The sequence below is a fragment of the Christensenella massiliensis genome (assembly GCF_040409835.1).
Taxonomy (GTDB): domain Bacteria; phylum Bacillota; class Clostridia; order Christensenellales; family Christensenellaceae; genus Christensenella; species Christensenella massiliensis.
Genome location: NZ_CP117826.1, coordinates 2,353,867 through 2,376,250, shown reverse-complemented (window position 1 = coordinate 2,376,250; position 22,384 = coordinate 2,353,867). Strand labels below are relative to the sequence as shown.

Below are 22,384 nucleotides of genomic sequence, written 5' to 3'. Positions count from 1 at the left end.
TCTTATATGAATTTAATATCTTCAAAAAAAAAATCTTTCCTCATTGTTTTAGTTAGTATTATCTTAGCTGTTGTTTGCATTTTCGGTATTTATCATATCCAATCTCAGGCCGCAAGTGGTTTTGTGGTTTATCTTTATCCCGGCCACAGCCCATCCAATTCTTCAAAGTTAGAGGCTACACTCAACGAAAAGGTAACGATCAAGCTGTACAAGGAGCTCACACGGCGTGGCTATATTGTTTATATTACCAATTCTATGACTTTAGCTCCGAATCTCCCTCATATTTTGACAGAGGGGCCTGTTGGCGATGACGGAAAACCGGCAAGTCAATATCATTTCGGCACTCAATTGCTGCCTGCTATCAATACGCCTGAAAAATATAATGCAAATATCCCTGCGGCGGATTTATGTATCGGCATCCATCATAATGCCGAGCCGGGCTATTCTATCGACGACCCCATCGGCAGTGCAAACGGCTACGAGATCTATTATTCCAGTACGTTAACAGAGGATTATGGCAAAAATACTGAAACTGTTACAAGGTCTCGCGATATGGCGAATTATTTAGACCAACAGCTCGACAGTGATTTTTATATCAATCGGAGATCTGGTGCCGTAAAGGATGCGGATGTCAATTCCGTCACCACACGTTCCAAGGTGCCTTCTATTTTATTAGAAGCAGGCTTTATGACAAATGCTTATGACAGAAGCCAGATTACAAAGGAATCCAATATGGAAATTCTGGCACAGCGGATCGCAGATGCGGTCGATTTGTATTCCCAAAAATACCCTTCTGACAAAAATCCGCCTAGTCTGAATAGCGTGACCAAGAATCCCGCTGCCGATTCCTACTGGCCGGGTTTTGAGATCGCAGCAAATGTAACCGATCAAAAAAGCGGCGTAGATAGAGTTGAGTTTGCCGTCTGGACAACTGAAAACGGGCAGGATGATTTGAAGTGGTATACTGCCACCAATATGGGAAATAATAATTACCAATTCTATTGTGACATATTAAAATATCATAATGGAGAAGGCGGCGAATATAATGTTCATATTTATGCGACAGATAAGGTCGGCAATCGTGCCTTAGTTGGAACTACCTCTGTGAATGTTCTTGCCGATACTACGGGACCGTCTGTGTCTGCGGTAACTGTCACGGGGGCTAAAAATGGTATTGTCTATACACCGCAGTTTACCGCTTCTTCTACCATTACCGATAAGCAAAGCGGCGTTAAAAGTGTAAAGGCTGCTGTCTGGAGCGCAGATGGGGGGCAAGATGATTTAAAATGGTATACAGCAACTAATGCCGGAAATAATCAATGGTCAGTAGATCTCGACATTGAGAACCATGGCAATGGCGAAGGGCTTTACTATATCCACTTTTATGCGTATGACCAGTGGGATAATTCTACACTTTATGCCTCCTCTATTACCTATGAATACGATGAGACTCCTCCTGTGCGTGGGGATAGTTTAAAATATGTAAATAATCCTTACGCTTTTACAGCTACCCTGCCAGTAGTGGATGCCGAAAGCGGAGTCAGCAAGGTTGAATTTGCCGTTTGGAGTGATAAAGACGGACAGGATGATCTGCTCTGGCACGCCGGAACTGAAATCAGTCCCGGAACATGGCAGACCTATGTTAACTATACTTCCCATAAAAAGGACACCGGTACTTATAACGTCCATGTATACGCGACCGACAACTGCGGAAACCGTGCTCTGATATCTGCCACTCAGACCACTGTTACCGGGGATGTAAATGGCCCGACAGCCACCTCTATCACTCCCGCCCAGTCATTCAGTGGGCGGACCTGTACGGTCTCTGTAGAGGGAGTAACTGATGCCGAAGCAGGAACGGAAGGCTATGAAAGCGGCGTCAAGACCGTCAAATTTGCCGTTTGGACGGCTGAAAACGGACAAGACGATATCCAATGGCTCACCGGTAAAAACCTCGGAAATGGTAAATGGCAGATCACATTCGATGTTGCCGACCATGATTATGACTCTGGGCTTTACTATATCCATGTCAATGGCTATGACAATGCCGGGAACTATCGCTTGATGAAAACAACGACCGCTACGGCTACCGGTGATTTTAAAGCTCCCACACGTGGAGGCAGTTTAAAATATGTAAATAATCCTTATGCCTTTACCGCTACTATCCCCGTCGTAGACAATTACAGCGGAGTAGCTAAGGTTGAATTTGCCGTTTGGAGCGATAAAGACGGACAGGATGATCTGCTCTGGCACGCCGGAACTGAAATCAGTCCCGGAACATGGCAGACCTATGTTAACTATGCTTCCCATAAAAAGGACACCGGTACTTATAACGTCCATGTATACGCGACCGACAATGCCGGAAACCGCGCTCTGATATCTGCCACTCAGACCACTGTTACCGGGGATGTAAATGGCCCGACAGCCACCTCTATCACTCCCGCCCAGTCATTCAGCGGGCGGACCTGTACGGTCTCTGTAGAGGGAGTAACTGATGCCGAAGCAGGAACGGAAGGCTATGAAAGCGGCGTCAAGACCGTCAAATTTGCCGTTTGGACGGCTGAAAACGGACAAGACGATATCCAATGGCTTATCGGTAAAAACCTCGGAAATGGTAAATGGCAGATCACATTCGATGTTGCCGACCATAATTATGACTCCGGACTTTACTATATCCATGTCAATGGCTATGACAATGCCGGGAACTATCGCTTGATGAAAACGACGACCGCTACGGCTACCGGCGATTTTAAAGCTCCTGTGTTCGTGGGGATGGACGTGAGCAGCGCTGCGCCCGAGTATACCTTCAAGGCATTTGCTGACGTTTTGGATGATAACAGCGGAGTCAGCAAGGTTGAATTTGCCGTTTGGAGCGCAAAGGGCGGGCAGGATGACCTGATATGGTATGTCGGCGAAAAGAGCGGGACGATGCGTTACACCGCAAACGTTGATTACCGTGACCACAATGAGGATACCGGGCTTTACTATATCCATCTATACGCAACGGACAATGCCGGAAACCGTGCTCTGCTTTATACGACACAAATAAATATGACGGGAGATAAAACGCCCCCTTACGCCTCCAGCGTGGAACCGGATGAATCCATAGTCCTTGGAGATACCTTTAATATTCTTGTCCATGGCCTCTCTGACATACAAGCCGGATACGAAGGCTGCGAGAGCGGTGTGAATCCTAAAACAGTACAGGTAGGGGTTTGGAGTGCCAAGGATGGTCAGGACGACTTAAAATGGTATACTATGTCTACTTCGGATAATGTGAACTACTGGAAAACGGTCGATATTGGAAATCACGATTATGATTCCGGTATATACTATGCGCATGTCTACGCTTCCGATCATGCTGGAAATCGAGCATTAGTAGGAACTACTCAGCTTACAGTCGGCGGCGATAAAATTATGGGAGGCTCTTTAACAAGCAGTGCACAGCTCATGCGTTTTTATACTTCCAATGCAGGTGCTAATAATTATGAAACATATCGTCAGGATTATATCGCAGACGGGGTAACGTTAGAACGCATTTGTGAACTCTATATCGAATGTGCGCAGGCAGAAGGAGTGCGGACAGAAGTTGCATTTGCTCAGGCGATGAAAGAGACCGGCTGGCTGCGATTTGGTGGGCAAGTACAGCCAATGCAATATAATTTCGCCGGTTTAGGTGCCCTTGACGGAGGAGCTCAGGGCTTTGACTTCCGTTCAACATACGGTGCCGGTGAAGCAGGCGTACGTGCTGGTATCCTTGCCCAAATCCAACATTTAAAATGCTACGCTTCGACCGAATCTCTCAATGTTCTAAATTCCAGCGGACAGCCCTATGACCCTCGTTGGGATGCGGCTGTCAATAAATACGGCCGCGGTTCTTCTCCTTTTATCCAAACATTAGGAGGAAAATGGGCCTCCGATCCTAACTATGGCTACGATCTTGCGAATATGGTTGCTAAACTGTTAAATTCCTAAACCATTCGGCTGGATAGATAAAGTCGTAAAGTCCGTTTGTGAAACAATTCTTATCAAAAAAGCGCAGATGCTATAAGCTCCGGCGCTTTTTCTTTATAGTATTTTTGTTTTTAATGCTGATCGACGCCTACTTATTTTGCAAGCGTCTTTATATGATTTAGAAATTTATGATGTTCTATCGCAAAATTGCCGGAGACCGTTACATTTTTCGGTACGTTTTTGGTCACCACGGCTCCCAGCGATATTCTTGCATGATCTCCAATGATAATGCGGTCTGAAATAGTAGAATTGACTCCCAGCCAAACATCGCTTCCTATTTTTGCAGAGCCTGCAACGCAGGAGCAGGCACTTATCATTGTCCTTTCCCCTATTTTTACAGCATGACTAATCGACACCATGGAGCTGATTTTCGTATCAGTTCCAATAACCGTTGCATCCCACGGATAGACTGCGCGCATTATGCTGGATAATTGTAATATCTCTACACGGTCTCCTATTTTTACTTTTCCTTTATGAAGCACCTTTCTTGGGATTCCATCCTGCTTTTTAAATTCAAATCCGCAGCCGCCTACTACGCATCCGGAATGAATAAAGCAATCATCCCCGATGACCGTTCCTTCTTTGATCACAGCCTTTTCACCTATTATTGTGCGGTCCCCTATTACGACATTCTGCGGGGCGATATAAGCTTCAGGACTGATTTGACACCCATTTCCTATCTTTGTCGCAAAGCTCTGCCCAATATATCTCTCATCCATGCACAATTCATTATGTAAGTTCGCGATACACTGCCTCGGTTCAGATGCTACCGCTATCCCCAGCTTCAGTCCGTCAACCAAATCGATAACCGCCGGTGAACAAATAACGGCGCTCACATCCGCATTTTCCTTTAATTCCGGAAAATATTTGGCGTCTTCTAAAAACGTCAGCATTCTTTTTTCCGGCCGGCTCATCATCAAGCCGATACAATCGAATTCTGCATCCCTTAAAAGTACATCCTTTTGAAAAAATTCCGATAACTTCATTACCGCTACTCCTCACCTGCTTGATCCAATGTTTTTTCAATCACTTCTTCGATCAAAAACGCCGGCCTGTTCCGTGCAGCATCGAATGTCCTCCACAAATATTCCGCTACGATACCTATCCCGATATTCGTGATGCCAAATCCTACTAACAGTACCGCGATCAGGGTGGGCCATCCTGCGGCAAACGCATTAAAGTCCAATAGCTTCCGTATCAAAATATAAATAGCATATATAATTCCTGCTAAAGAAAGGACGCCTCCCACGATCGTAACCGCACGAATCGGCGCAAAAGAGAAAGCAACAAAAGAATCTACAAATAATTTGATTTTTTTAGATAAAGTCCATTTGGATTTTCCTTTTTTTCGTTCGTGGAATACGCACTCAATCATCGTAGATTTAAAGCCCATATCCAAAACCTGCATAAAAATAGGTGTATTAGCCTCTACATTTTTATTGAGAATGCCGCGCACCTTTTCTGTGATCATAAAATTATTGATCCCGCCGGGCGGAAAATTCTTGATTGCATATTTACGGAACAGCTTGGAAAAGCCATGTGAAAATGCCTTTTCTTTCTTCCCGACTTTATCATTGTGCTTTTGTACCAATACAATTTCATAGCCTTCCCGAATCGTATCATAAAGACGTCCAATCAATTCCGTCGGCTGCTGTAAATCTCCGGAGAAAATCATAGTATACTTTCCGCTTGCTTCAGAAAGCCCGGCTCTAATAGCAGCATGCGCGCCATAATTTTTTGATAGTGATATCAATTTTGCATCGATATGATAAAAGTTCTTTTTTTTCAGTTTTTCAAATGTATCGTCGACCGAACCGTCATTTACAAACAGCACCTCTATTTTGTATGGCTTATCCTTTGCATACGTGTCTAAGGTCTCACACAAATCGTCTACATTATCACTTTCATTATATAACGCCGTAATAATTGAAATATCGGGGTTCATCCGCTTCCGCCTCCCTAATCAATTTATCGTTTCCACATCAAAAATCCATTGCAGGACTATTTTCTAAAGTATATTTTCTCACTTGCTCTAAGCTATAGCGCCGTCGTAGCCCCTCTACCATAGCTTGTCCTACCTTCAATCCTGCCGTATGTAAATCGATAACGGGCTTTATACCTACATAGTCTGTTGTTACAGTCATATAACCCGGCGATACTTCTTTGGCGGGAAATTTTATAATTCCATACTTTCTTAATGATCCATAATCCAGATTCCCAACAATATGTATCAAATATTTTATTTTGCGGAATAGCTTCGCATCAAGAAGCGCTCCCTCTTCTGCAATCAATAACTCCGAAGTGTCTTGTTCTGCCACAATTACTGCATCGGCGTGATCTAATGTGTCATAAAAGTCATTCTTACAGTATTTTAAAACAGGATCGTAGGTGTGTACTGCTGCTCCGTTTTTTTCTAAAACATCTGTAATTTCTTTTTCATATTTTCCTGATGAAATCAATGCAATATCAGAGTGGTATATTTCAATCCCTTGTTCCATCAAAAGCTTAAGCGCAACCATACCTACGTAATGGATGATATCCAGTCTACTATCATATTCATTCGTGCCCAATAAGGGAACGCCATATTTTATGCAAGCCTCTCTGTCTAAATCTTCTCTGCGGAACTCCCATGTTTCCATCATCAGCGAGATACAGCCGTCTTTTGGCAAACGCCCTATTATTTCTTCTCCAATCGGCCTCACCGCCCTTAAATTCGTTACGATCTGAACTTGTCCTGCAACAGCTGCCGGATCGTAAATTGGTGAAATCACCTCATCCGAAAAACCTAATTTTTGTTTCCACTCCCACAAATAGGCCTCCAACTCCGCTACTGTACCATATCCGGTGTCCTTTACAACAGCATATACCTTTTGCGCACCGGCCAAAGCCGCGATCAATGGAGTAACGATAAAATATCCGGAAGCCGCCTCTGTTAACACTGTCATGCCGCGCAGGTCTAACTTCATCTTTTGTATCGACTGTTGCATCAGCCTCATTGCGCGTACGCTATCCTCTATCTTTCTCATAATGTATTACTGCCCCAATAGCGTATGAATAATCTTTTCTGTATCTACACCCGTATAGCATGGCAGCGTGATCGTATTTTGTTCCAAATAAAGCGCATTCGGCTGCACATCACCATATTTATTCCTATAATAAGTACAATTCGAAAGACAATAGGTCCCGATCGTGCTCTCGATCCCATTTTCCTTTAAATGCTTGATCAGACCATCCCGCTCTATATGCTCCGGTACTGTAAAAACGAGGCTTTGAATATTATGCACCGCATTTTCCGCGCACTTCTGTGCTGCATATCCCATAGGCTCCAATGCCTGCGCCGTTTGCTTCTGTATTTCCAGCCGCTCCGCTACGATCTCATCCAGCTTTTCGAGCTGTTTGATCAGCATAAGACACTGCAGCTCCGGCAGCCGGTAATTATATCCATAGGTCACAAAATCCATTTTTCCATTCTTATCGGTTGCCCCATGCGCAAGCTTTACAGATAAATACTCGGCATATTCATCACAGTTTGTTGTGATCGCCCCGCCCTCTCCTGCAGTCAAAAGCTTGCGTGGGTGAAAGCTGAAGCATTCGATATCTGTCAGGTTCCCCACTTTCACACCGTCTACAGAACTCCCGATCGCGCAGGCTGCGTCATTGATCAGCGGGATACCTTTCTCTCTGCAAATACAAACAATTTCATCCAGCCCGGAAGGATTTCCTAAGGCGCATACAAAAATGACCGCTTTGGTTCTCGGTGTAATTTTTTTCTCCAGCTCGTCCGGCAGCATATTATACGTTTCCCGGCTGACGTCGGCAAACACAGGCCTTGCGCCGCACGCTTCCACCACATTGACCGTTGCGGGGAAAGAGAAATCGGAGACGATCACTTCATCGCCTTCTCTTACGCCAAGCGTGTCCAAGCTCATGGCTAACGCGGTGGTCGCAGAGGTTGCGTTAAAGCTATACTGTGCGCCTGTATACTCACACATCTTCTGCGGGAACTCTCTTGAATACTTGCCTCTCGTCAGCATGCCGCTGTCAAATATCTCTTTGAATTCTTCTTTTACTTCGTCAAACGTAATATAGGGTTTGATCAGTTTTATCATACGATTCTCCATTATAGCTTAATATGCTCTTTATACCAGTCAAGCGTTTTTGCAAGCCCTTTTTCAAAGGGCGTCGGCTCAAAATCGATCAAACCTTTCAGCTTCGCGTTGCTGGCATTATGACAGTCTACATCCGCATTGCGGCGCTCTTTATAGACAATTTCCCCGTTAAAATTCATGTAGCCGCAAATTTTTTCTATCAAATCCTTGATCTTGATCTGGCCGTTCGTCGAAATATTGACGGCTTCCCCCGCCGGGAGCTTATCATACAGCTTTAAGATCGCGGATATGGTATCCCCTACATAAATAAAATCCCGCGACTGCATACCCGTTCCATGGATTTCCGGCGCCTCGCCCGCCATGATTCGTTTCGCGGTGATCGGAATGATCCCTGCAAGAGGTCCTTCATAGTTCTGCCGCGGACCGTAATTGTTGAACGGACGCACAATAAACGCGTCTAATTGATATTGATTCACATAAGAAAACAGCATGACGTCCGCGGCCGCTTTTCCGGCGGCATAGGCCGTAGTAGCCTTAAAAGGATGATTTTCGTCCATCGGTTCATAGACTGCAGACCCATAGACCTCAGACGAAGAAAAATGGCATAGCGTATGAAATGCCCCCTTGCGCTGCAGCTCCAATAAGTTTTTTATGATATTCACATTTGTCATATAAGCATTCAGCGGATTGATAAAGGAGTAATTCAGCGCTTTTGTAGCACAATTGAATACGATATCGATATCGTATTGCTCCATAATATAATCAAGAGTTCCCTCTATCTCTGCATCATCTTTGATAAAGACAGCTCCCCGCTTAAGCGCCTGTTCAAGATTGCTTCTGTGACCAACAAAAAGGTTGTCTACCACAACAACCTTTTTTGCTCCCTCATCCAGTAATCGGTCTACTAAATGACTCCCAATAAATCCTGCTCCTCCGGTGACCAAAATATTGGCCCGTTCGATTTTTGCTCTCACGCTTTCACCTCATTTTTGTTTAGGCTGCAATCTGCTTTTTCCAATATCTCCAGCACTCGGATGCCTTGATCCGGTCCTGAGATAGACTGCTTATTTTCACGGATACATTCGGCAAAATGTGTGAGACTGTTCAGAAGAGAATCTTCCCGCTCTATATTGGGAACATATAGGTCTCCCATACGCACTTTCGCTTCATATTTCCCGTATTCACTAAACAATTCTTTGTTGATCTCTACGCCTTTATCATAAATCATCAGTTTTTCCGATTCTTTCAAATCGTCAAATACGATCATTTTATGAGTTCCGCTGATAATGATCGTCCTTTCTTTCAAGGGCGATATCCAACTGGACTTCAGCATAGCAATAAAATTGGAATACTGGATCGTCAAATAGGTCAGGACCTCTTGGTCTCCAAATTTCTTGACTCCCATGCATTCCACGTCCCGCGCATGCTTTCCATTACATAAATAATCTAAGATCGCAAGATCGTGCACCGCAAGATCCCACATCGCATTCATATCGTTTTTGATATGAGGTCCAAGGTTGGCACGATTCGACTCAAAGAAGATCAGCTCCCCCAACTCTCCGCTGTCTATGATCTCTTTTATTTTACGAATGATCGGATGATAGACAAGAATATGATCGATATGGATCAATACGCCATTCTCCTCGGCAAGCCTTTTCAAGAGCTTCGCATCCTCCAATTTCGTTGCCATCGGCTTTTCCATAAAAAGATGCTTCTTTGCTTTCAATACTTCCCGCGCTACGATCTGGCCTATTTCATTGCGCAGCGCTACCGCGCACATATCAACGGCGGCATCTGCAATCACGTCTTTGTAATCCGTATAGTATTTTACCTTGTCTCCATACAGATTTTTCGCTTTCGCAAGCTTCTTTTCGTCCACATCGCAAATTCCATATAAATTGAAATCCTTGCTCACATTCAGATTGCGCGCAATATTAGGACCCCAATATCCAAATCCAATCAAAACTGCATTCATTTTCTTATCCTTGCCTTCTAAAAGATTTTTAAGCTAAAAATAATGACACCCGCAACGATCAGTAAATTACCGATCAATTTTCTCTTGGTGATCTTTTCCCGCAAAATGACTGCGCTCAATATCATTACGAACACATAGCCCAGCGACTCGATCACCGCGCCGTATTTTAACGGAATAAACTGATATACATAGAGCGGGATCAGCATGGCGATAAAAAGCAGCAAATAGCCGATAATCACAAACTTATTCAGATATTGCGCTTTAAAGCCCTTTGCTCCAATGTTTTTTTCGGCGCTGATCTTTAGCAATATCTGCGAAACAGATGAAATAAAGACCCCGCACGCCATGATCAGCAAATAACTAATGACCATCTGACGATACCACTACGATCCCTATCAGTATGACCGCACTTCCTATTATATTTTCGATCGTAATGACCTCTTGGAAAAAAACGACCGCCCAAATCAAATTCCAGATAACAACAACGCCTTTATTGGAATATGCCTTCACAAGCGTAAAATGCTTTAGCACCTGCTGCCACATCAAGGCATATACGCCTAAAAACAACAGCTCGATACAGGCATATACAAAAAACATCGTCGTGAACATGCCTTGATTTGCCGCTGTCTTCGACATCACGCTGACAAAAGAATACACGATAAAGGAAACGTGCATAAAAATAAAATTCCAAATTGTCGGCTTCCGGCTTTCTGTTAGCGTCAAAATCTCTTCTCCTTTATTCAGGAATCACAAAACCGCATTTTGGGCATACGCCGTCTTCCGGTATTCGTTGTCCGCAGCGGCATACTTTCCCGATCGCTCTTGCCGGGTTTCCCACCACAAGCGTATAGGGCGGCACATCTTGTGTGACAACGCTTCCCGCGCCTACCATAGCATATTTCCCCACTGTATGGCCGCAAACGACCGTACAATTCGCACCGAGCGAAGCTCCCTCGCAAATCAAAGTCGGCGTTACTTCCCATTCCGGATTTTGAGCCCGCGGATAATAGTCATTCGTAAAAGCTGCATTTGGGCCGACGAAAACCTCGTCTTCAATCGTGACTCCATGATAAACAGATACGCCGTTCTGTATCTTTACCCGATCGCCTATCTGAACAGCATGATCGATATAGGCATCTTTACTAATGATACATCCTTCCCCAATCTTCACATCCTCGCGGATCTGAACATTGATCCATATTTTGGTATCCTTTCCAATCTTCGCATTTTCAGCAATATGAGCTGTTTCATGTGCAAAATATGCCGCCATACTTTTCCCTCTTATAATGAATTGATCACTCGTGCAACCGTCTTTACTTCGTCCTCTGTGATTCCCGGATGAACAGGAATCGACAGCACCTCTTTTTTGACCCTATCGGTCACCGGATACGCTGTCTTAAAGTTCATTTCCTTATAGCAAGGCTGTTCCGGAATGCTGAACGGATAAAAAATCCCATAGCCTATCCCGTTTTCTTCAAATGTCTTGATCAATTGGTCGCGTTTTCCCTCCGTTACCCGAATCGTATACTGATGATAAACATGCTTGGCATGCTCGTCGACATAAGGAACGATCATCGCTTTATTTTGAATTTCTCCGTTATAACAAGCGGCATTTCTGCGGCGCAGATCATTGAACCCGTCCAGTTTTTTCAGCTGCTCTCTTCCAATCGCCGCTGCGATGTTCGTCATTCTGTAATTGTGTCCTATTATATCATGTGTATACCGTATTTTCATTCCATGGTTTTCAATAAGCCGTGCTTTTTCCGCAACTGCTTCGTCATTCGTAAGTACGATCCCGCCCTCTCCTGTCGTCATATTTTTAGTAGGATAAAAGCTAAAGGTGGACACGTCTCCGAAGCTTCCGGCTTTTTTATCATTCCACAAGGCTCCATGTGCCTGTGCACAGTCCTCGATCAGCTTTACATTATACTTTTTAGCTAAAGCGCACAATTTATCCATATTGCAGGGCTGTCCAAACAAATGCACGATCAATAGGGCTTTTGCGTCCGGATTTTGCTTTAAGCATTCTTCAGCCGATTCAGGATCGATATTGAATGTTTTTTCATCTATATCGGCAAACACGGGAGTAGCGCCCGTATAAACGATCCCATTCGTAGATGCTATAAAAGAATAAGCGGTCGTGACGACCTTGTCGCCTGCCCCTATCCCAAGCGCCCGCAAAGCGATCTCCAAGGCTGTCGTTCCTGATGTACAGGCGATCCCATGCTGCATCCCAATATATGACGCAAATTCTTTCTCAAATTCACTTACCACGCCTCCGGATGCGATCATACCGGAGCCCATTACTTCCATGACTGCATCTTTTTCTTCCTGTCCTATCTGTGGCTTTGCTATCGTAATCACTATTATTCTCCTTAATATCTGATATTTACTGTTCCTAAAGCAGTATAGCAAACGGCTAAAACCATTGTCAAACCTAATACGCTCAATCGGGGGAACGATCATTCCTCTGCTGCAAACGCTTCCACCGTAAAACCAAATATTGCGTTCGGATCCGGGTTGAAAGTGATAGTAATCGTTCTCCACAGTTCATTTTCATGTCCAGTTACTATTTCTCCCGTTAAGTTCCATCTTCCGCTGTCATCGATATAATATTCCTGAGGCAGAAATGAAATGCTATTCTCATCTGTGCTTATTTCCAGTTGATATCCATTTTCTACTTCTTTAATCAAGCTATTGCTTCCTTGATATTCCGGCAAAAAGCCCTCTCCGAAAATTTTCGGATAAATTTGGCTCTGCAAATAATCTTTGCTCACAAATTTTGTGTTATCGTCGATACTGTATATCTCATCTGTATCTATGATCCTGAATCGTTCTATCCCTACCCAATACAAAACGTTCCATATGAAATCCGCCTCAGCGTCTTCCAGCTTTAAAGTTCCCGTTTCATAACAGGCTCTTGCAAGATAGTCAAGCAATGGCTGCAGCTTTTCTAACGACGCTTTATCCGCTTTTTCATCGTTGACTTTTAAAACCACATTTTTATCCACCTGTGCAGCAGTTGGCGTAGGGGTCGCCTCCGGCTCCGGGGTGGGGCGCGGAATCTCTTCTTCTGCTACTGTCTCGCTTGCCGGACCAACGGGAACACATCCGCCAACGCATAGCGACAATACAAGCAATATACAAATTATAAACAAACCGCGTCTCACAGCACTATGACTCCTATATTACAAATTTTATTTAAATTATATCATAAATTTATTTTCATTTCATTCTTTTTCCAGTAAAAAGCACCTTACAAGTCCGAAGCCTGTAAGGTGCTTTTTCGATATCATATATTATATTGCCTAAACCGTGAAATAGTATTGACCGACTATATAAAACCTGCCGCGCATATCCAGTACCCCCACATCTAAATTACATGTTCCATAGGGCTGTATCATATCATCCAGATACAGATCCCCCGATGTCAGAAAATCAGTATAATGCGCCTCTACATATATATCATCATATTCATTATAGAAATTATAGAATACACCGGAAACTCCTGTGGAACAACTGATGTCATAGACCCAAATACTGTCAAAAAAATCATAATAATACACTTCTGCATCTCCTGCAGAGGCAACTGCAGGTTCTACATAAAAATCAGTCGTATAAACACAAGCCCTGTTTCCCAATACATCTTCGGTATATATATGGACATTATAAATTCCCTCGTCGAAGAAAGGTCCCCCATGCTCCGCCAAGCTTAAAGTCATATCCCAGTTTCCATTTCCTCTGTTCGTCAGAGAATACCATTTCAAATCATCTTGCCCATAATCTGCTCCCCATATCGCTGCCTGAACAGACTTGACTCCGCTTTGATCCGATACTCCTCCGAGATAAATCACTTTGCTGCCGCCGTAAATATCTCCATTTAAAATATTTGATGCAGCTACTGTCGGAGCCTGATTATCCACAAAATCAGACACCAGCGTTGTAGTTCCAACCAGTCCGCGGTTCCCTGCGTTGTCCGTCGCATATACATGGATCTGATACTTTCCGGTATCCATTTTATGATTTAATACGCTTACGCCTACCGACCAGCTGTCCGCGCCGTCCTTCGTGCCTTTATACCACTTCAGGTCGTCCTGACCGTTCTTTTCGCTCCACACCGCGAACTCTACGCTCTTGACGCCGCTTCTGTCATCCATCACGTCCTTGGCCGCTACATAAAATATAGCCGTCTTTGACGGGTCCGCACTTTTCTCGATATGATCCAGCGTCGGTATCTTCGTATCTCTATGGTCGAGCGTGACTGTGCTCGTTCCGACCAGCCCGCGGTTCCCTGCGTTGTCCGTCGCGTATACATGGATCTGGTATTTCCCTGTATCATTTTTATGATTCGCCGCATTGACGCCTACCGACCAGCTGTCCGCGCCGTCCTTCACGCCCGTATACCATTTCAAATCGTCCTGACCGTTCTTTTCGCTCCACACCGCGAACTCCACGCTCTTGACGCCGCTCCTGTCATCCGTCACGCCCTTGGCCGCTACATAAAATATAGCCGTCTTTGACGGGTCTGCGCTTTTCTCGATATGATCCAGCGTCGGTATCTTCGCATCTCTATGGTCGAGCGTGACTGTGCTCGTTCCGACCAGCCCGCGGTTCCCTGCGTTGTCCGTCGCGTATACATGGATCTGGTATTTCCCTGTATCATTTTTATGATTCGCCGCATTGACGCCTACCGACCAGCTGTCCGCGCCGTCCTTCGCGCCTTTATACCATTTCAAATCGTCCTGACCGTTCTTTTCGCTCCACACCGCGAACTCCACGCTCTTGACGCCGCTCTTGTCATCCGTCACGCCCTTGGCCGCTACATAAAATATAGCCGTCTTTGACGGGTCTGCGCTTTTCTCGATATGATCCAGCGTCGGTATCTTCGTATCAGATTCTTCTGTCTCCCGTGCTTCTGGCTCTAAAATCAAAGCGTCCACCGCCTCTTTCGATACAATATCGACCGTATTTTGGGCCGAATCTAACAAAGGACCTTCCTGTTTTTCCGGTAAATCCTTTGTTTCATTCTTTTCCTCTATTTTCTCTGTTTCCTCTATTTTCTCTTCTTCCTCGGCCACCCCATCTTCTACAATTGGCGCCGAATCTTCTTCTTTACCGGGCTCTTGCTCATCCGTGATGTTTTCTGTCTTGTCCCCTATCTGTGCAGCCGTATCCTCACTCGGTGCAGCCGGCGCCTCCTCTGCCAACGCGATCGTAGCCGAGGAAAGCACCAGCAAGCAGCATAACAAAACAGCCACAAGACGTCTTCTTCCTCTTTTCATTTCACTTCCCCCTTTACTATATAATATTAATATATATCAGTATACATTGATTTTACTTTATAAAAATTCAGAAATTTTAATCCATACTATTTACTTTGTTATTCTATTGCTATTGTTTATTATTTTATTATTGCTTTTTGTATTTATATAATAATCGTATTTTTATTATATCATCCTATATTTTTTTGTCTATATAGTGTTCCGCCTTTTATTTCTAAAATATGGGGATAGTATATCTCAAGTAAAAAATAAAAAAACACTTCTCCAGATGAAGAAGTGTTTTTTATTTTAATTATGACAGACATTGACGATTATTGACACTTCAGATACCCGTTTGTACAGTATTATCGTGCCTTATACTTTTTCGCCTTTTGCTATTCTGTCTTTTGTCTCCTCAAACTCTACTCTATAACGCTTATTTCACGCTGTCGATATAGGAGATGAGGTCAAGAACCTTATTGGAATAACCCCACTCGTTATCGTACCAAGAAATCAGCTTCATGAAGTTGCCCGTAAGCGCGATACCAGCCGTTGCATCGAAGATGGACGTATGAGCATCGCCGAGGATGTCGCTGGAAACAATAGCGTCTTCCGTATAGGACATGATGCCTTTCAGTTCGCCTTCGCAGGCTTTCTTGACAGCCGCGCAAACCTCATCATAGGTCGCTTCTTTCTCAAGGCGGCAAGTGAGGTCAACAACAGACCCGTCAAGCGTCGGAACACGCATAGACATACCCGTCAGCTTGCCGTTCAGTTCCGGGATAACCTTGCCGACTGCTTTTGCAGCGCCCGTGGAAGAAGGAATGATGTTACCGGCAGCAGCACGTCCGCCTCTCCAGTCTTTCTTGGAAGGGCCGTCGACCGTCTTCTGGGTAGCCGTTGTTGCATGGACCGTCGTCATAAGTCCTTCAACAAGACCGAAATTGTCGTTGATAACTTTCGCCAGCGGAGCAAGGCAGTTCGTCGTGCAGGACGCATTGGAAACGATCGTCATAGACGGGTCATACGTCTTGTTGTTAACGCCCATTACGAACATCGGAGCGTCCGCAGAAGGAGCGGAGATAACGACCTGCTTTGCACCCGCTTCAAGGTGTGCTTTCGCTTTGTCCATCGTGGTAAATACGCCCGTGGATTCCACAACGTAATCCGCACCGATCTCGCCCCACGGGATCTCTACCGGATTCATTTTGTCAAATACTTTGATCTCATTTCCGTTTACAACGATCGCATCGTCCTTATAGGAAACTTCACCGTCGAACCGGCCGTGTACCGTATCATACTTCAGCATGTATTCCATATAGTCAGGAGAGATGAACGGGTCGTTGATCCCCACTACCTGAATGTTCGGATTCTTTACCGAAGCACGGAAAACCAGTCTGCCGATGCGGCCAAAACCGTTGATACCAACTTTGATAGCCATACTATAAAATCCTCCTAAAATATTATTTTTAATTTTATGCGTACGTATATTATTATATGTGATTACAGTTCCTTTTGCAACAGCTTTTGCCCATTTTTTCACAGGCAAAATCCCACTTCTCCTGCAAGAATGAGAAGCGGCTATTCAGGACGTCGTTTTGCTATCTTTACTTTAAAGCTGCAAAATATAAAAAATATTTCTGCGCCACTGTTTTCAAAGTCCTGCAGCCCCCTTATTCTGTTGCTTCTATATTGTTTTTTTCTCACGAAAATGTCAATTTCTTCTGTTCTTTTTCACATCCTGTTCTTTTTTACGCCAGAATCCTTTCTTACCAGAAATAAACCGGCGCTTTTCAGTTGTGCTTTTTTCTCTCCGATAGTATAATGAAGCTATGTTTGAATATTATGAAGGAGGATCTTATAGATGCCATTAGTCACTACAAAGGAAATGTTTGAAAAAGCGTACAAGGGCGGCTACGCGATCGGCGCATTCAATGTAAACAACATGGAGATCATTCAAGGGATCACGGAGGCGGCCAAGGAGCTGAACGCCCCGCTCATTCTGCAGGTTTCCAAAGGTGCGCGCAATTATGCAAACCCGATCTACCTCACGAAGCTCGTAGAAGCGGCTCTCGAGGATACGGGGCTTCCGATCTGTCTGCATCTCGACCACGGCGACAGCTTCGAGACCTGCAAATCCTGTATCGACGGCGGTTTTACTTCCGTTATGATCGACGGTTCTCATCTTCCGTTCGAGGAAAACATCGCTGTTACGAAGCGCGTTGTGGAATATGCGCATGACCGCGGCGTTGTGGTAGAGGGTGAGCTTGGCCGGCTCGCAGGAGTAGAGGACGAGATCAAAGTTTCTGCCGAGGATTCTTCTTATACGCGGCCTGAAGAGGTATATGAATTCGCCAGCAAAACAGGCGTAGACAGCCTTGCGATCGCGATCGGCACGAGCCACGGCGCTTTTAAATTCAAGGGCGAACCGAAGCTGCGCTTTGATATCCTTGAAAAAGTGACGGAGATCCTGCCCGGCTTCCCGATCGTACTGCACGGCGCATCTTCCGTTATCCCGGAATTCGTTGATATGATCAATAAATACGGCGGAAACATGCCGGGAGCGCAGGGCGTTCCGGAAAACCTGCTGCGTCAGGCGGCAAAGAGCGCGGTCTGCAAGATCAATATCGACTCCGACCTGCGTCTTGCTATGACGGGAACGATCCGTAAATATTTCGCGGAGCATCCTGATCATTTTGATCCGCGCCAATATCTGAAGCCGGCACGTGAAGCCATCAAGCAGATGGTCGCTCATAAAATCGTCGATGTTCTCGGCTGCGATAACAAAGCGTAAATTCAGCATAACGAAAAAAGCTCTTCATCTTTGCGGTGAGGAGCTTTTCTTTTGTTTCAAACTATCGCGGCGCGTATACCTTTCCGAACGGCGTCAGCGGTATCCCTCCGGATTTTTCTTTTGCCAGTTCCAACTGTCCCGGCACATAGCGCCGATATCCCGTTTCGCTTCCCAGCCAAGCTCTGCCTTTGCCTTATCTGCATTGGCATAATACTTGGGCGCGTCGCCTGCCCGCCGCGGTGCGATCGTATAATTGATCTTCAATCCGTTTGCCTGCTCGAACGCATGCACGACTTCCAATACGCTTTGCGGCTTTCCCGTTCCCAAATTATAGACAGACAGGCCCGGCGCGTCAAGCTTTGCGACAGCCTTCCAATGCCCTGCCGCAAGATCCATCACATGGATGTAATCGCGGATGCAAGTGCCATCCGGCGTGTCATAATCGTTGCCAAATATGTGAAGTCTTTCCCGTTTACCTACCGCCACCTGCGTGATATACGGCATAAGATTGTTCGGTTCTCCATTTGGATCTTCCCCAATCCTTCCGCTCTCATGCGCGCCAATCGGATTGAAATACCGCAGCATAACGATGGACCAGCTTTCATCTGCATGGTAAAGGTCTGTGAGCATTTGTTCGATCACCAGCTTGGTCCGCCCATAGGGACTGGTGGAATTTCCAAGCGGCGACTGCTCTGTGAGGCATTCCTCCCGGGTAAGGTCATATACCGTGGCAGAGGAACTGAAGATGATACGCTTCACATTATGCTTTGTCATCTCTTCCAGCAGCACGACCGTTCCGCCGATGTTGTTGTCAAAATACAGAAGGGGCTCACGCACTGATTCCCCGACCGCCTTGAGTCCTGCCATGTGAATGACGCCGCAGATTTCATTTTGCGAAAAAATTTTTTCGTATGCGCCGCGGTCGCGGATATCGGCCTGATAGAACCGGAGCTTTTCTCCAGTGATCTCCTCGGCGCGGCGAAGCGCCTCTTCGCTGCTGTTGGAGAGATTATCCATGACGGTGACATCATAGCCTTGCTCTAAAAGCTCTACGCAGATATGGCTTCCAATATATCCGGCGCCGCCGGTGACTAAAATATTTTTTTTCATTTTTCTCCTGTTTTGACGCGCAGAATATGTGTATCATTTAAAATAGTACAGCTCTGTTTTCCGCTCTGTTGCGCGCTTTTTAAGCCTTGCGCTTCAAATCTCTTGCATTTCTCTTCAACTGCTGAATAAGACGCATCCATACCTCCTACTGTGCTTAAAAAATATTCCTTTGGAACCAAGCCGGATTATTTTTCACAATCAAAAGGCTCGGGAAAGCAGGAATGCTCTATAGGAGATAGGCCGGGGACCGGATGGCCGCACAAGGCCATCCGGTCCCCGGCAGTCTGCCGCCGTGTACGGAATGCTGCCCATCAAAATATTTCTTCTTCAGACAAAGCGCAGGAAGCAAATGCCTCTGAGACAGTAATCCCGCTCTGCCCCAGTGCCCGAAGCATTTTTGTTGGATTGGATAGGCATCAAAGTGCGGATCGTAATATCACTTACTTAAGATTTTCCGGATTAAGGCATTCTAATTCATCGATCACGAACAGGCCGTCTTTGCGGATCATCACATCATCGAACCATACCTCGCCACCGCCCATTTCCGGCGTCTGTACGAGCACGAGATCCCAATGGACCGCGCTTTCGTTGCCGTTGTAGGCATCGTCATAGCTGGAACCCGGCGTGAAATGCAGGGAACCGGCGATTTTTTCGTCGAACAGGATATCGCCCATAGAATGATTGATGTAGGGGTTCACGCCCAGCGAAAACTCCCCAACATAACGCGCCCCCTCATCTGTATCAAAAATCTTGTTGATACGCTCCGTATCGTTGGACGTTGCTTCCACGATCTTACCGTCCTTGAAAAGAAGGCTTACGTTTTCATATTTAAAGCCTTGATTGAAAGAGGGCGTGTTATAGGTGATACGTCCGTTCACACTATCGCGTACGGGAGCAGTATAGACCTCTCCGTCCGGCACGTTCATGTGCCCGTCGCATTTGATAGCTCCGATCCCCTTAATGGAGAATGTGAGATCCGTTCCCGGCGCTTTGATGTGTACGCGGTCCGTTTTATTCATCAGTTCCACGAGCGGGTCCATTGCTTTTGACATTTTCCCGTAATCAAGGTTGCATACGTCGAAATAAAATTTTTCGAACGCTTCCGTACTCATGCCCGCCTGCTGAGCCATAGAAGGCGTCGGATAGCGCAGGATGACCCAATTTGTATTTTTGACTCTGATCTCATGATGCACCTGCCGGGAGTAGATGGACTGATACAATTCCATTTTATCTGCCGGAACGTCCGCCAGCTCAGTTGCGTTATCCCCGCCCCTGAAAGCGATATAGGCCTGCATCTCTTTCATGCGCGCGCTTCCCCATTTGGTGATATCTTCAATCTGTTCCCTCGTCGCCTGCATCAGCCATTGGCGCTGCACCGCGTTATGCGGGGTATCGAAATAGGGCAGCCCGCCTGCCGCGTATACTTCTTTGATCAGCTGCTCCGTCAGCGCGTCCGGACAGCCCGATACGTCGATCAGCACCTTATCGCCTGTTTTGACTCCGCACGAATAACTGACCAGCGTATGACACAATTTCTTGATTCTTTCGTCTACCATTTTGATCTACCTCAACAGTCGTTTGATTTTGATATTTTGATACTTTTATTATACCACAACCGCTTCGGCCAAAACACCTTACATTCCCGGCACATAGGCGGCCGGATCGTCGAGCGGACGGATATACTTTTTGTTGATATGCCGGAAAAAAAGAATGCTCATAATGAGTGAAACGCACTCCGCGACCGGAAATGCATACCACACGTCGTTTACGCTGCCGAGCATCGACAAAAGATATGCAGCCGGTAAAATAACTACGAGCTGACGGCACAGCGACACAAGCATGCTCAATACGCCGTTCCCGACTGCCTGAAATACTGAAGAAAATACGATCCCAACGCCGGCAAACGCAAAACAGAGGCTGATCGTCCGCAGCGCGCCCGTTCCCATTTCCAGCATGGCAGGCGTCGCGTTGAACATTCTGAGCAAGGCATCCGGAAACAGCTGAAAAATCACCATGCCTACTATCATAATGATCACCGCAAGGATCGTTGCAAACCGTATGGCATCCAATATCCGTTTCCTGTGCCGTGCTCCGTAATTATAAGCCACGATCGGTATGAGGCCGTTCGTCAGCCCCAGCACCGGAAGGAAGATGAAAGACTGAAGCTTGAAATACGCGCCGAGCACAGAGACCGCAGCCGCGGAAACGTCCGCCGCGTAAACGTAAACTAAAATAAAATTGAAGCCTACGATCATGACGGATGTGATCGCCTGCATGACGATAGACGGTACGCCTACCTTATAAATCTCTCCTATGATCCTTTTATGCGGCCGGAAGCCACGCAGCCTGACTTTTACTTCCTTGATTTTTTTGTTGACGAAATACAGGCACAAAATCATAGCGACGATCTGTCCGGCAACTGTCGCTACCGCAGCGCCCGCAGCGCCCATTTCCGGAAACGGCCCGATGCCGAAAATCAAAATAGGGTCGAGAATGATATTGATGACCGCGCCTGTAAGCTGGGTGATCATATTGTAGATCGTGACGCCCGTGGACTGCATGATGCGTTCGCATGTGATCTGTATGAAAACACCGAACGAAAAGATGGTACAGATCGAGATATACTGCGTACCCATCTCTGCAATCAAAGCGCCGTTTTCGATCCCCGCCGTAAACGCTTCAAAAAACATCCGCGAAAAAAATAGGCCGAACACTGCAAACCCGGCCCAACTGATGATCCCGAGGAAAATGCCGGCCGACACCCCTTCATTTGCATCGGTAAACTTTTTTTCTCCGAGCCGGCGTGATACCAAGGAATTCATCCCCACGCCCGTACCGACCGCAACTGCGATAATGAGCATCTGTACCGGAAACGCAAGCGATACCGCCGCGAAAGCCGCGTCGCTGTACTGCCCCACAAAGATACTGTCTACTACGTTATAGAGCGCCTGTACCAACATGGATACCATAATAGGCAGGGACATTGTGACCAACAATTTCTTGATAGGCAGGACGCCCATCTTGTTTTCTTTTACCGCTTCCATACCGTTTTTCTCCAATCAAAACCTTATACACCTGCAAATTGACATTTTAGCATATCAGGCGCATAATGTAAACAAAC

General features: G+C 45.7%; 19 protein-coding genes. 2 read left to right on the top strand and 17 right to left on the bottom strand.

The window, feature by feature from the left end; genetic code table 11:
* The first annotated feature begins 6 nt into the window (after positions 1–6).
* Complete coding sequence (locus PUP29_RS11670; RefSeq protein ID WP_353423411.1) at positions 7–3,975, top strand: GBS Bsp-like repeat-containing protein; 3,969 nt, start codon at positions 7–9, stop codon at positions 3,973–3,975.
* A gap of 131 nt (positions 3,976–4,106) precedes the next feature.
* Here PUP29_RS11670 and PUP29_RS11665 read toward each other — a convergent pair whose 3' ends face one another.
* From PUP29_RS11665 to gap, 13 genes are all read right to left on the bottom strand, one after another.
* A complete protein-coding gene (locus tag PUP29_RS11665; RefSeq protein WP_353423410.1) occupies positions 4,107–5,000 on the bottom strand; it encodes a UDP-3-O-(3-hydroxymyristoyl)glucosamine N-acyltransferase in 894 nt (297 codons plus the stop codon).
* Between the two features lie 5 nt (positions 5,001–5,005).
* On the bottom strand, positions 5,006–5,959 hold the full coding sequence (locus PUP29_RS11660; protein WP_079545592.1) for a glycosyltransferase: 954 nt from the start codon (positions 5,957–5,959) through the stop codon (positions 5,006–5,008).
* Between the two features lie 37 nt (positions 5,960–5,996).
* Positions 5,997–7,040 carry a hypothetical protein gene (locus tag PUP29_RS11655; protein ID WP_079545594.1) on the bottom strand — a complete coding sequence of 348 codons (1,044 nt, stop codon included), beginning with the start codon at positions 7,038–7,040 and terminating at the stop codon, positions 5,997–5,999.
* Positions 7,041–7,046: 6 nt separating this feature from the next.
* A complete protein-coding gene (locus PUP29_RS11650) occupies positions 7,047–8,123 on the bottom strand; it encodes a DegT/DnrJ/EryC1/StrS family aminotransferase (RefSeq protein WP_079545596.1) in 1,077 nt (358 codons plus the stop codon).
* Positions 8,124–8,134: 11 nt separating this feature from the next.
* A complete protein-coding gene (locus PUP29_RS11645; protein WP_353423408.1) occupies positions 8,135–9,097 on the bottom strand; it encodes an SDR family NAD(P)-dependent oxidoreductase in 963 nt (320 codons plus the stop codon).
* Positions 9,094–10,098 (bottom strand): Gfo/Idh/MocA family protein, encoded by a 1,005-nt coding sequence (locus PUP29_RS11640; RefSeq protein WP_079545597.1) that lies wholly within the window; start codon positions 10,096–10,098, stop codon positions 9,094–9,096. Before PUP29_RS11640 ends, PUP29_RS11645 begins: the two co-directional genes overlap by 4 nt.
* Before the next feature lie 17 nt (positions 10,099–10,115).
* The gene (locus tag PUP29_RS11635; protein ID WP_079545599.1) at positions 10,116–10,469 is read right to left on the bottom strand and encodes an EamA family transporter; all 354 of its coding nucleotides are present in this window, start codon (positions 10,467–10,469) and stop codon (positions 10,116–10,118) included.
* The gene (locus PUP29_RS11630; RefSeq protein ID WP_079545602.1) at positions 10,459–10,821 is read right to left on the bottom strand and encodes a hypothetical protein; all 363 of its coding nucleotides are present in this window, start codon (positions 10,819–10,821) and stop codon (positions 10,459–10,461) included. The genes PUP29_RS11635 and PUP29_RS11630 overlap by 11 nt, the downstream gene beginning before the upstream one ends.
* 13 nt (positions 10,822–10,834) lie before the next feature.
* On the bottom strand, positions 10,835–11,368 hold the full coding sequence (locus PUP29_RS11625) for an acyltransferase (RefSeq protein ID WP_353423406.1): 534 nt from the start codon (positions 11,366–11,368) through the stop codon (positions 10,835–10,837).
* Between the two features lie 11 nt (positions 11,369–11,379).
* On the bottom strand, positions 11,380–12,462 hold the full coding sequence (locus tag PUP29_RS11620) for a DegT/DnrJ/EryC1/StrS family aminotransferase (protein ID WP_079545605.1): 1,083 nt from the start codon (positions 12,460–12,462) through the stop codon (positions 11,380–11,382).
* A gap of 98 nt (positions 12,463–12,560) precedes the next feature.
* Complete coding sequence (locus tag PUP29_RS11615) at positions 12,561–13,268, bottom strand: hypothetical protein (RefSeq protein ID WP_079545606.1); 708 nt, start codon at positions 13,266–13,268, stop codon at positions 12,561–12,563.
* 138 nt (positions 13,269–13,406) lie between these two features.
* Positions 13,407–15,380 carry a GBS Bsp-like repeat-containing protein gene (locus tag PUP29_RS11610; RefSeq protein ID WP_353423404.1) on the bottom strand — a complete coding sequence of 658 codons (1,974 nt, stop codon included), beginning with the start codon at positions 15,378–15,380 and terminating at the stop codon, positions 13,407–13,409.
* Positions 15,381–15,795: 415 nt separating this feature from the next.
* A complete protein-coding gene (gene gap, locus PUP29_RS11605) occupies positions 15,796–16,800 on the bottom strand; it encodes a type I glyceraldehyde-3-phosphate dehydrogenase (protein ID WP_079547772.1) in 1,005 nt (334 codons plus the stop codon).
* Positions 16,801–17,223: 423 nt separating this feature from the next.
* On the opposite strand from gap, the gene fba reads away from it, so the two are divergent.
* Positions 17,224–18,153 carry a class II fructose-1,6-bisphosphate aldolase gene (gene fba / locus PUP29_RS11600; protein ID WP_079545610.1) on the top strand — a complete coding sequence of 310 codons (930 nt, stop codon included), beginning with the start codon at positions 17,224–17,226 and terminating at the stop codon, positions 18,151–18,153.
* Between the two features lie 93 nt (positions 18,154–18,246).
* On the opposite strand, the gene galE is transcribed toward fba, so the two are convergent.
* The 4 genes from galE to PUP29_RS11580 all read right to left on the bottom strand — a co-directional run bounded on the left by galE (position 18,247) and on the right by PUP29_RS11580 (position 22,307).
* Positions 18,247–19,263 carry a UDP-glucose 4-epimerase GalE gene (gene galE / locus PUP29_RS11595; protein ID WP_353423402.1) on the bottom strand — a complete coding sequence of 339 codons (1,017 nt, stop codon included), beginning with the start codon at positions 19,261–19,263 and terminating at the stop codon, positions 18,247–18,249.
* Complete coding sequence (locus tag PUP29_RS11590) at positions 19,260–19,403, bottom strand: hypothetical protein (RefSeq protein WP_353423400.1); 144 nt, start codon at positions 19,401–19,403, stop codon at positions 19,260–19,262. Before PUP29_RS11590 ends, galE begins: the two co-directional genes overlap by 4 nt.
* 300 nt (positions 19,404–19,703) lie before the next feature.
* Positions 19,704–20,819 (bottom strand): aminopeptidase, encoded by a 1,116-nt coding sequence (locus PUP29_RS11585; protein WP_079545614.1) that lies wholly within the window; start codon positions 20,817–20,819, stop codon positions 19,704–19,706.
* A 78-nt stretch (positions 20,820–20,897) separates the two neighbouring features.
* Positions 20,898–22,307 carry an MATE family efflux transporter gene (locus tag PUP29_RS11580; RefSeq protein WP_079545615.1) on the bottom strand — a complete coding sequence of 470 codons (1,410 nt, stop codon included), beginning with the start codon at positions 22,305–22,307 and terminating at the stop codon, positions 20,898–20,900.
* Positions 22,308–22,384 lie beyond the last annotated feature (77 nt).

What these genes read in the sequence shown, in the direction of transcription:
- PUP29_RS11635 (WP_079545599.1), bottom strand. Translation starts at nt 10,469, where the DNA reads ATGGTCATTAGTTATTTGCTGATCATGGCGTGCGGGGTCTTTATTTCA.
- galE (WP_353423402.1), bottom strand. Translation starts at nt 19,263, where the DNA reads ATGAAAAAAAATATTTTAGTCACCGGCGGCGCCGGATATATTGGAAGC.
- PUP29_RS11670 (WP_353423411.1), top strand. Translation starts at nt 7, where the DNA reads ATGAATTTAATATCTTCAAAAAAAAAATCTTTCCTCATTGTTTTAGTT.
- PUP29_RS11590 (WP_353423400.1), bottom strand. Translation starts at nt 19,403, where the DNA reads ATGGATGCGTCTTATTCAGCAGTTGAAGAGAAATGCAAGAGATTTGAA.
- PUP29_RS11650 (WP_079545596.1), bottom strand. Translation starts at nt 8,123, where the DNA reads ATGATAAAACTGATCAAACCCTATATTACGTTTGACGAAGTAAAAGAA.
- PUP29_RS11655 (WP_079545594.1), bottom strand. Translation starts at nt 7,040, where the DNA reads ATGAGAAAGATAGAGGATAGCGTACGCGCAATGAGGCTGATGCAACAG.
- PUP29_RS11665 (WP_353423410.1), bottom strand. Translation starts at nt 5,000, where the DNA reads ATGAAGTTATCGGAATTTTTTCAAAAGGATGTACTTTTAAGGGATGCA.
- gap (WP_079547772.1), bottom strand. Translation starts at nt 16,800, where the DNA reads ATGGCTATCAAAGTTGGTATCAACGGTTTTGGCCGCATCGGCAGACTG.
- PUP29_RS11585 (WP_079545614.1), bottom strand. Translation starts at nt 20,819, where the DNA reads ATGGTAGACGAAAGAATCAAGAAATTGTGTCATACGCTGGTCAGTTAT.
- PUP29_RS11610 (WP_353423404.1), bottom strand. Translation starts at nt 15,380, where the DNA reads ATGAAAAGAGGAAGAAGACGTCTTGTGGCTGTTTTGTTATGCTGCTTG.
- PUP29_RS11640 (WP_079545597.1), bottom strand. Translation starts at nt 10,098, where the DNA reads ATGAATGCAGTTTTGATTGGATTTGGATATTGGGGTCCTAATATTGCG.
- fba (WP_079545610.1), top strand. Translation starts at nt 17,224, where the DNA reads ATGCCATTAGTCACTACAAAGGAAATGTTTGAAAAAGCGTACAAGGGC.
- PUP29_RS11580 (WP_079545615.1), bottom strand. Translation starts at nt 22,307, where the DNA reads ATGGAAGCGGTAAAAGAAAACAAGATGGGCGTCCTGCCTATCAAGAAA.
- PUP29_RS11660 (WP_079545592.1), bottom strand. Translation starts at nt 5,959, where the DNA reads ATGAACCCCGATATTTCAATTATTACGGCGTTATATAATGAAAGTGAT.
- PUP29_RS11625 (WP_353423406.1), bottom strand. Translation starts at nt 11,368, where the DNA reads ATGGCGGCATATTTTGCACATGAAACAGCTCATATTGCTGAAAATGCG.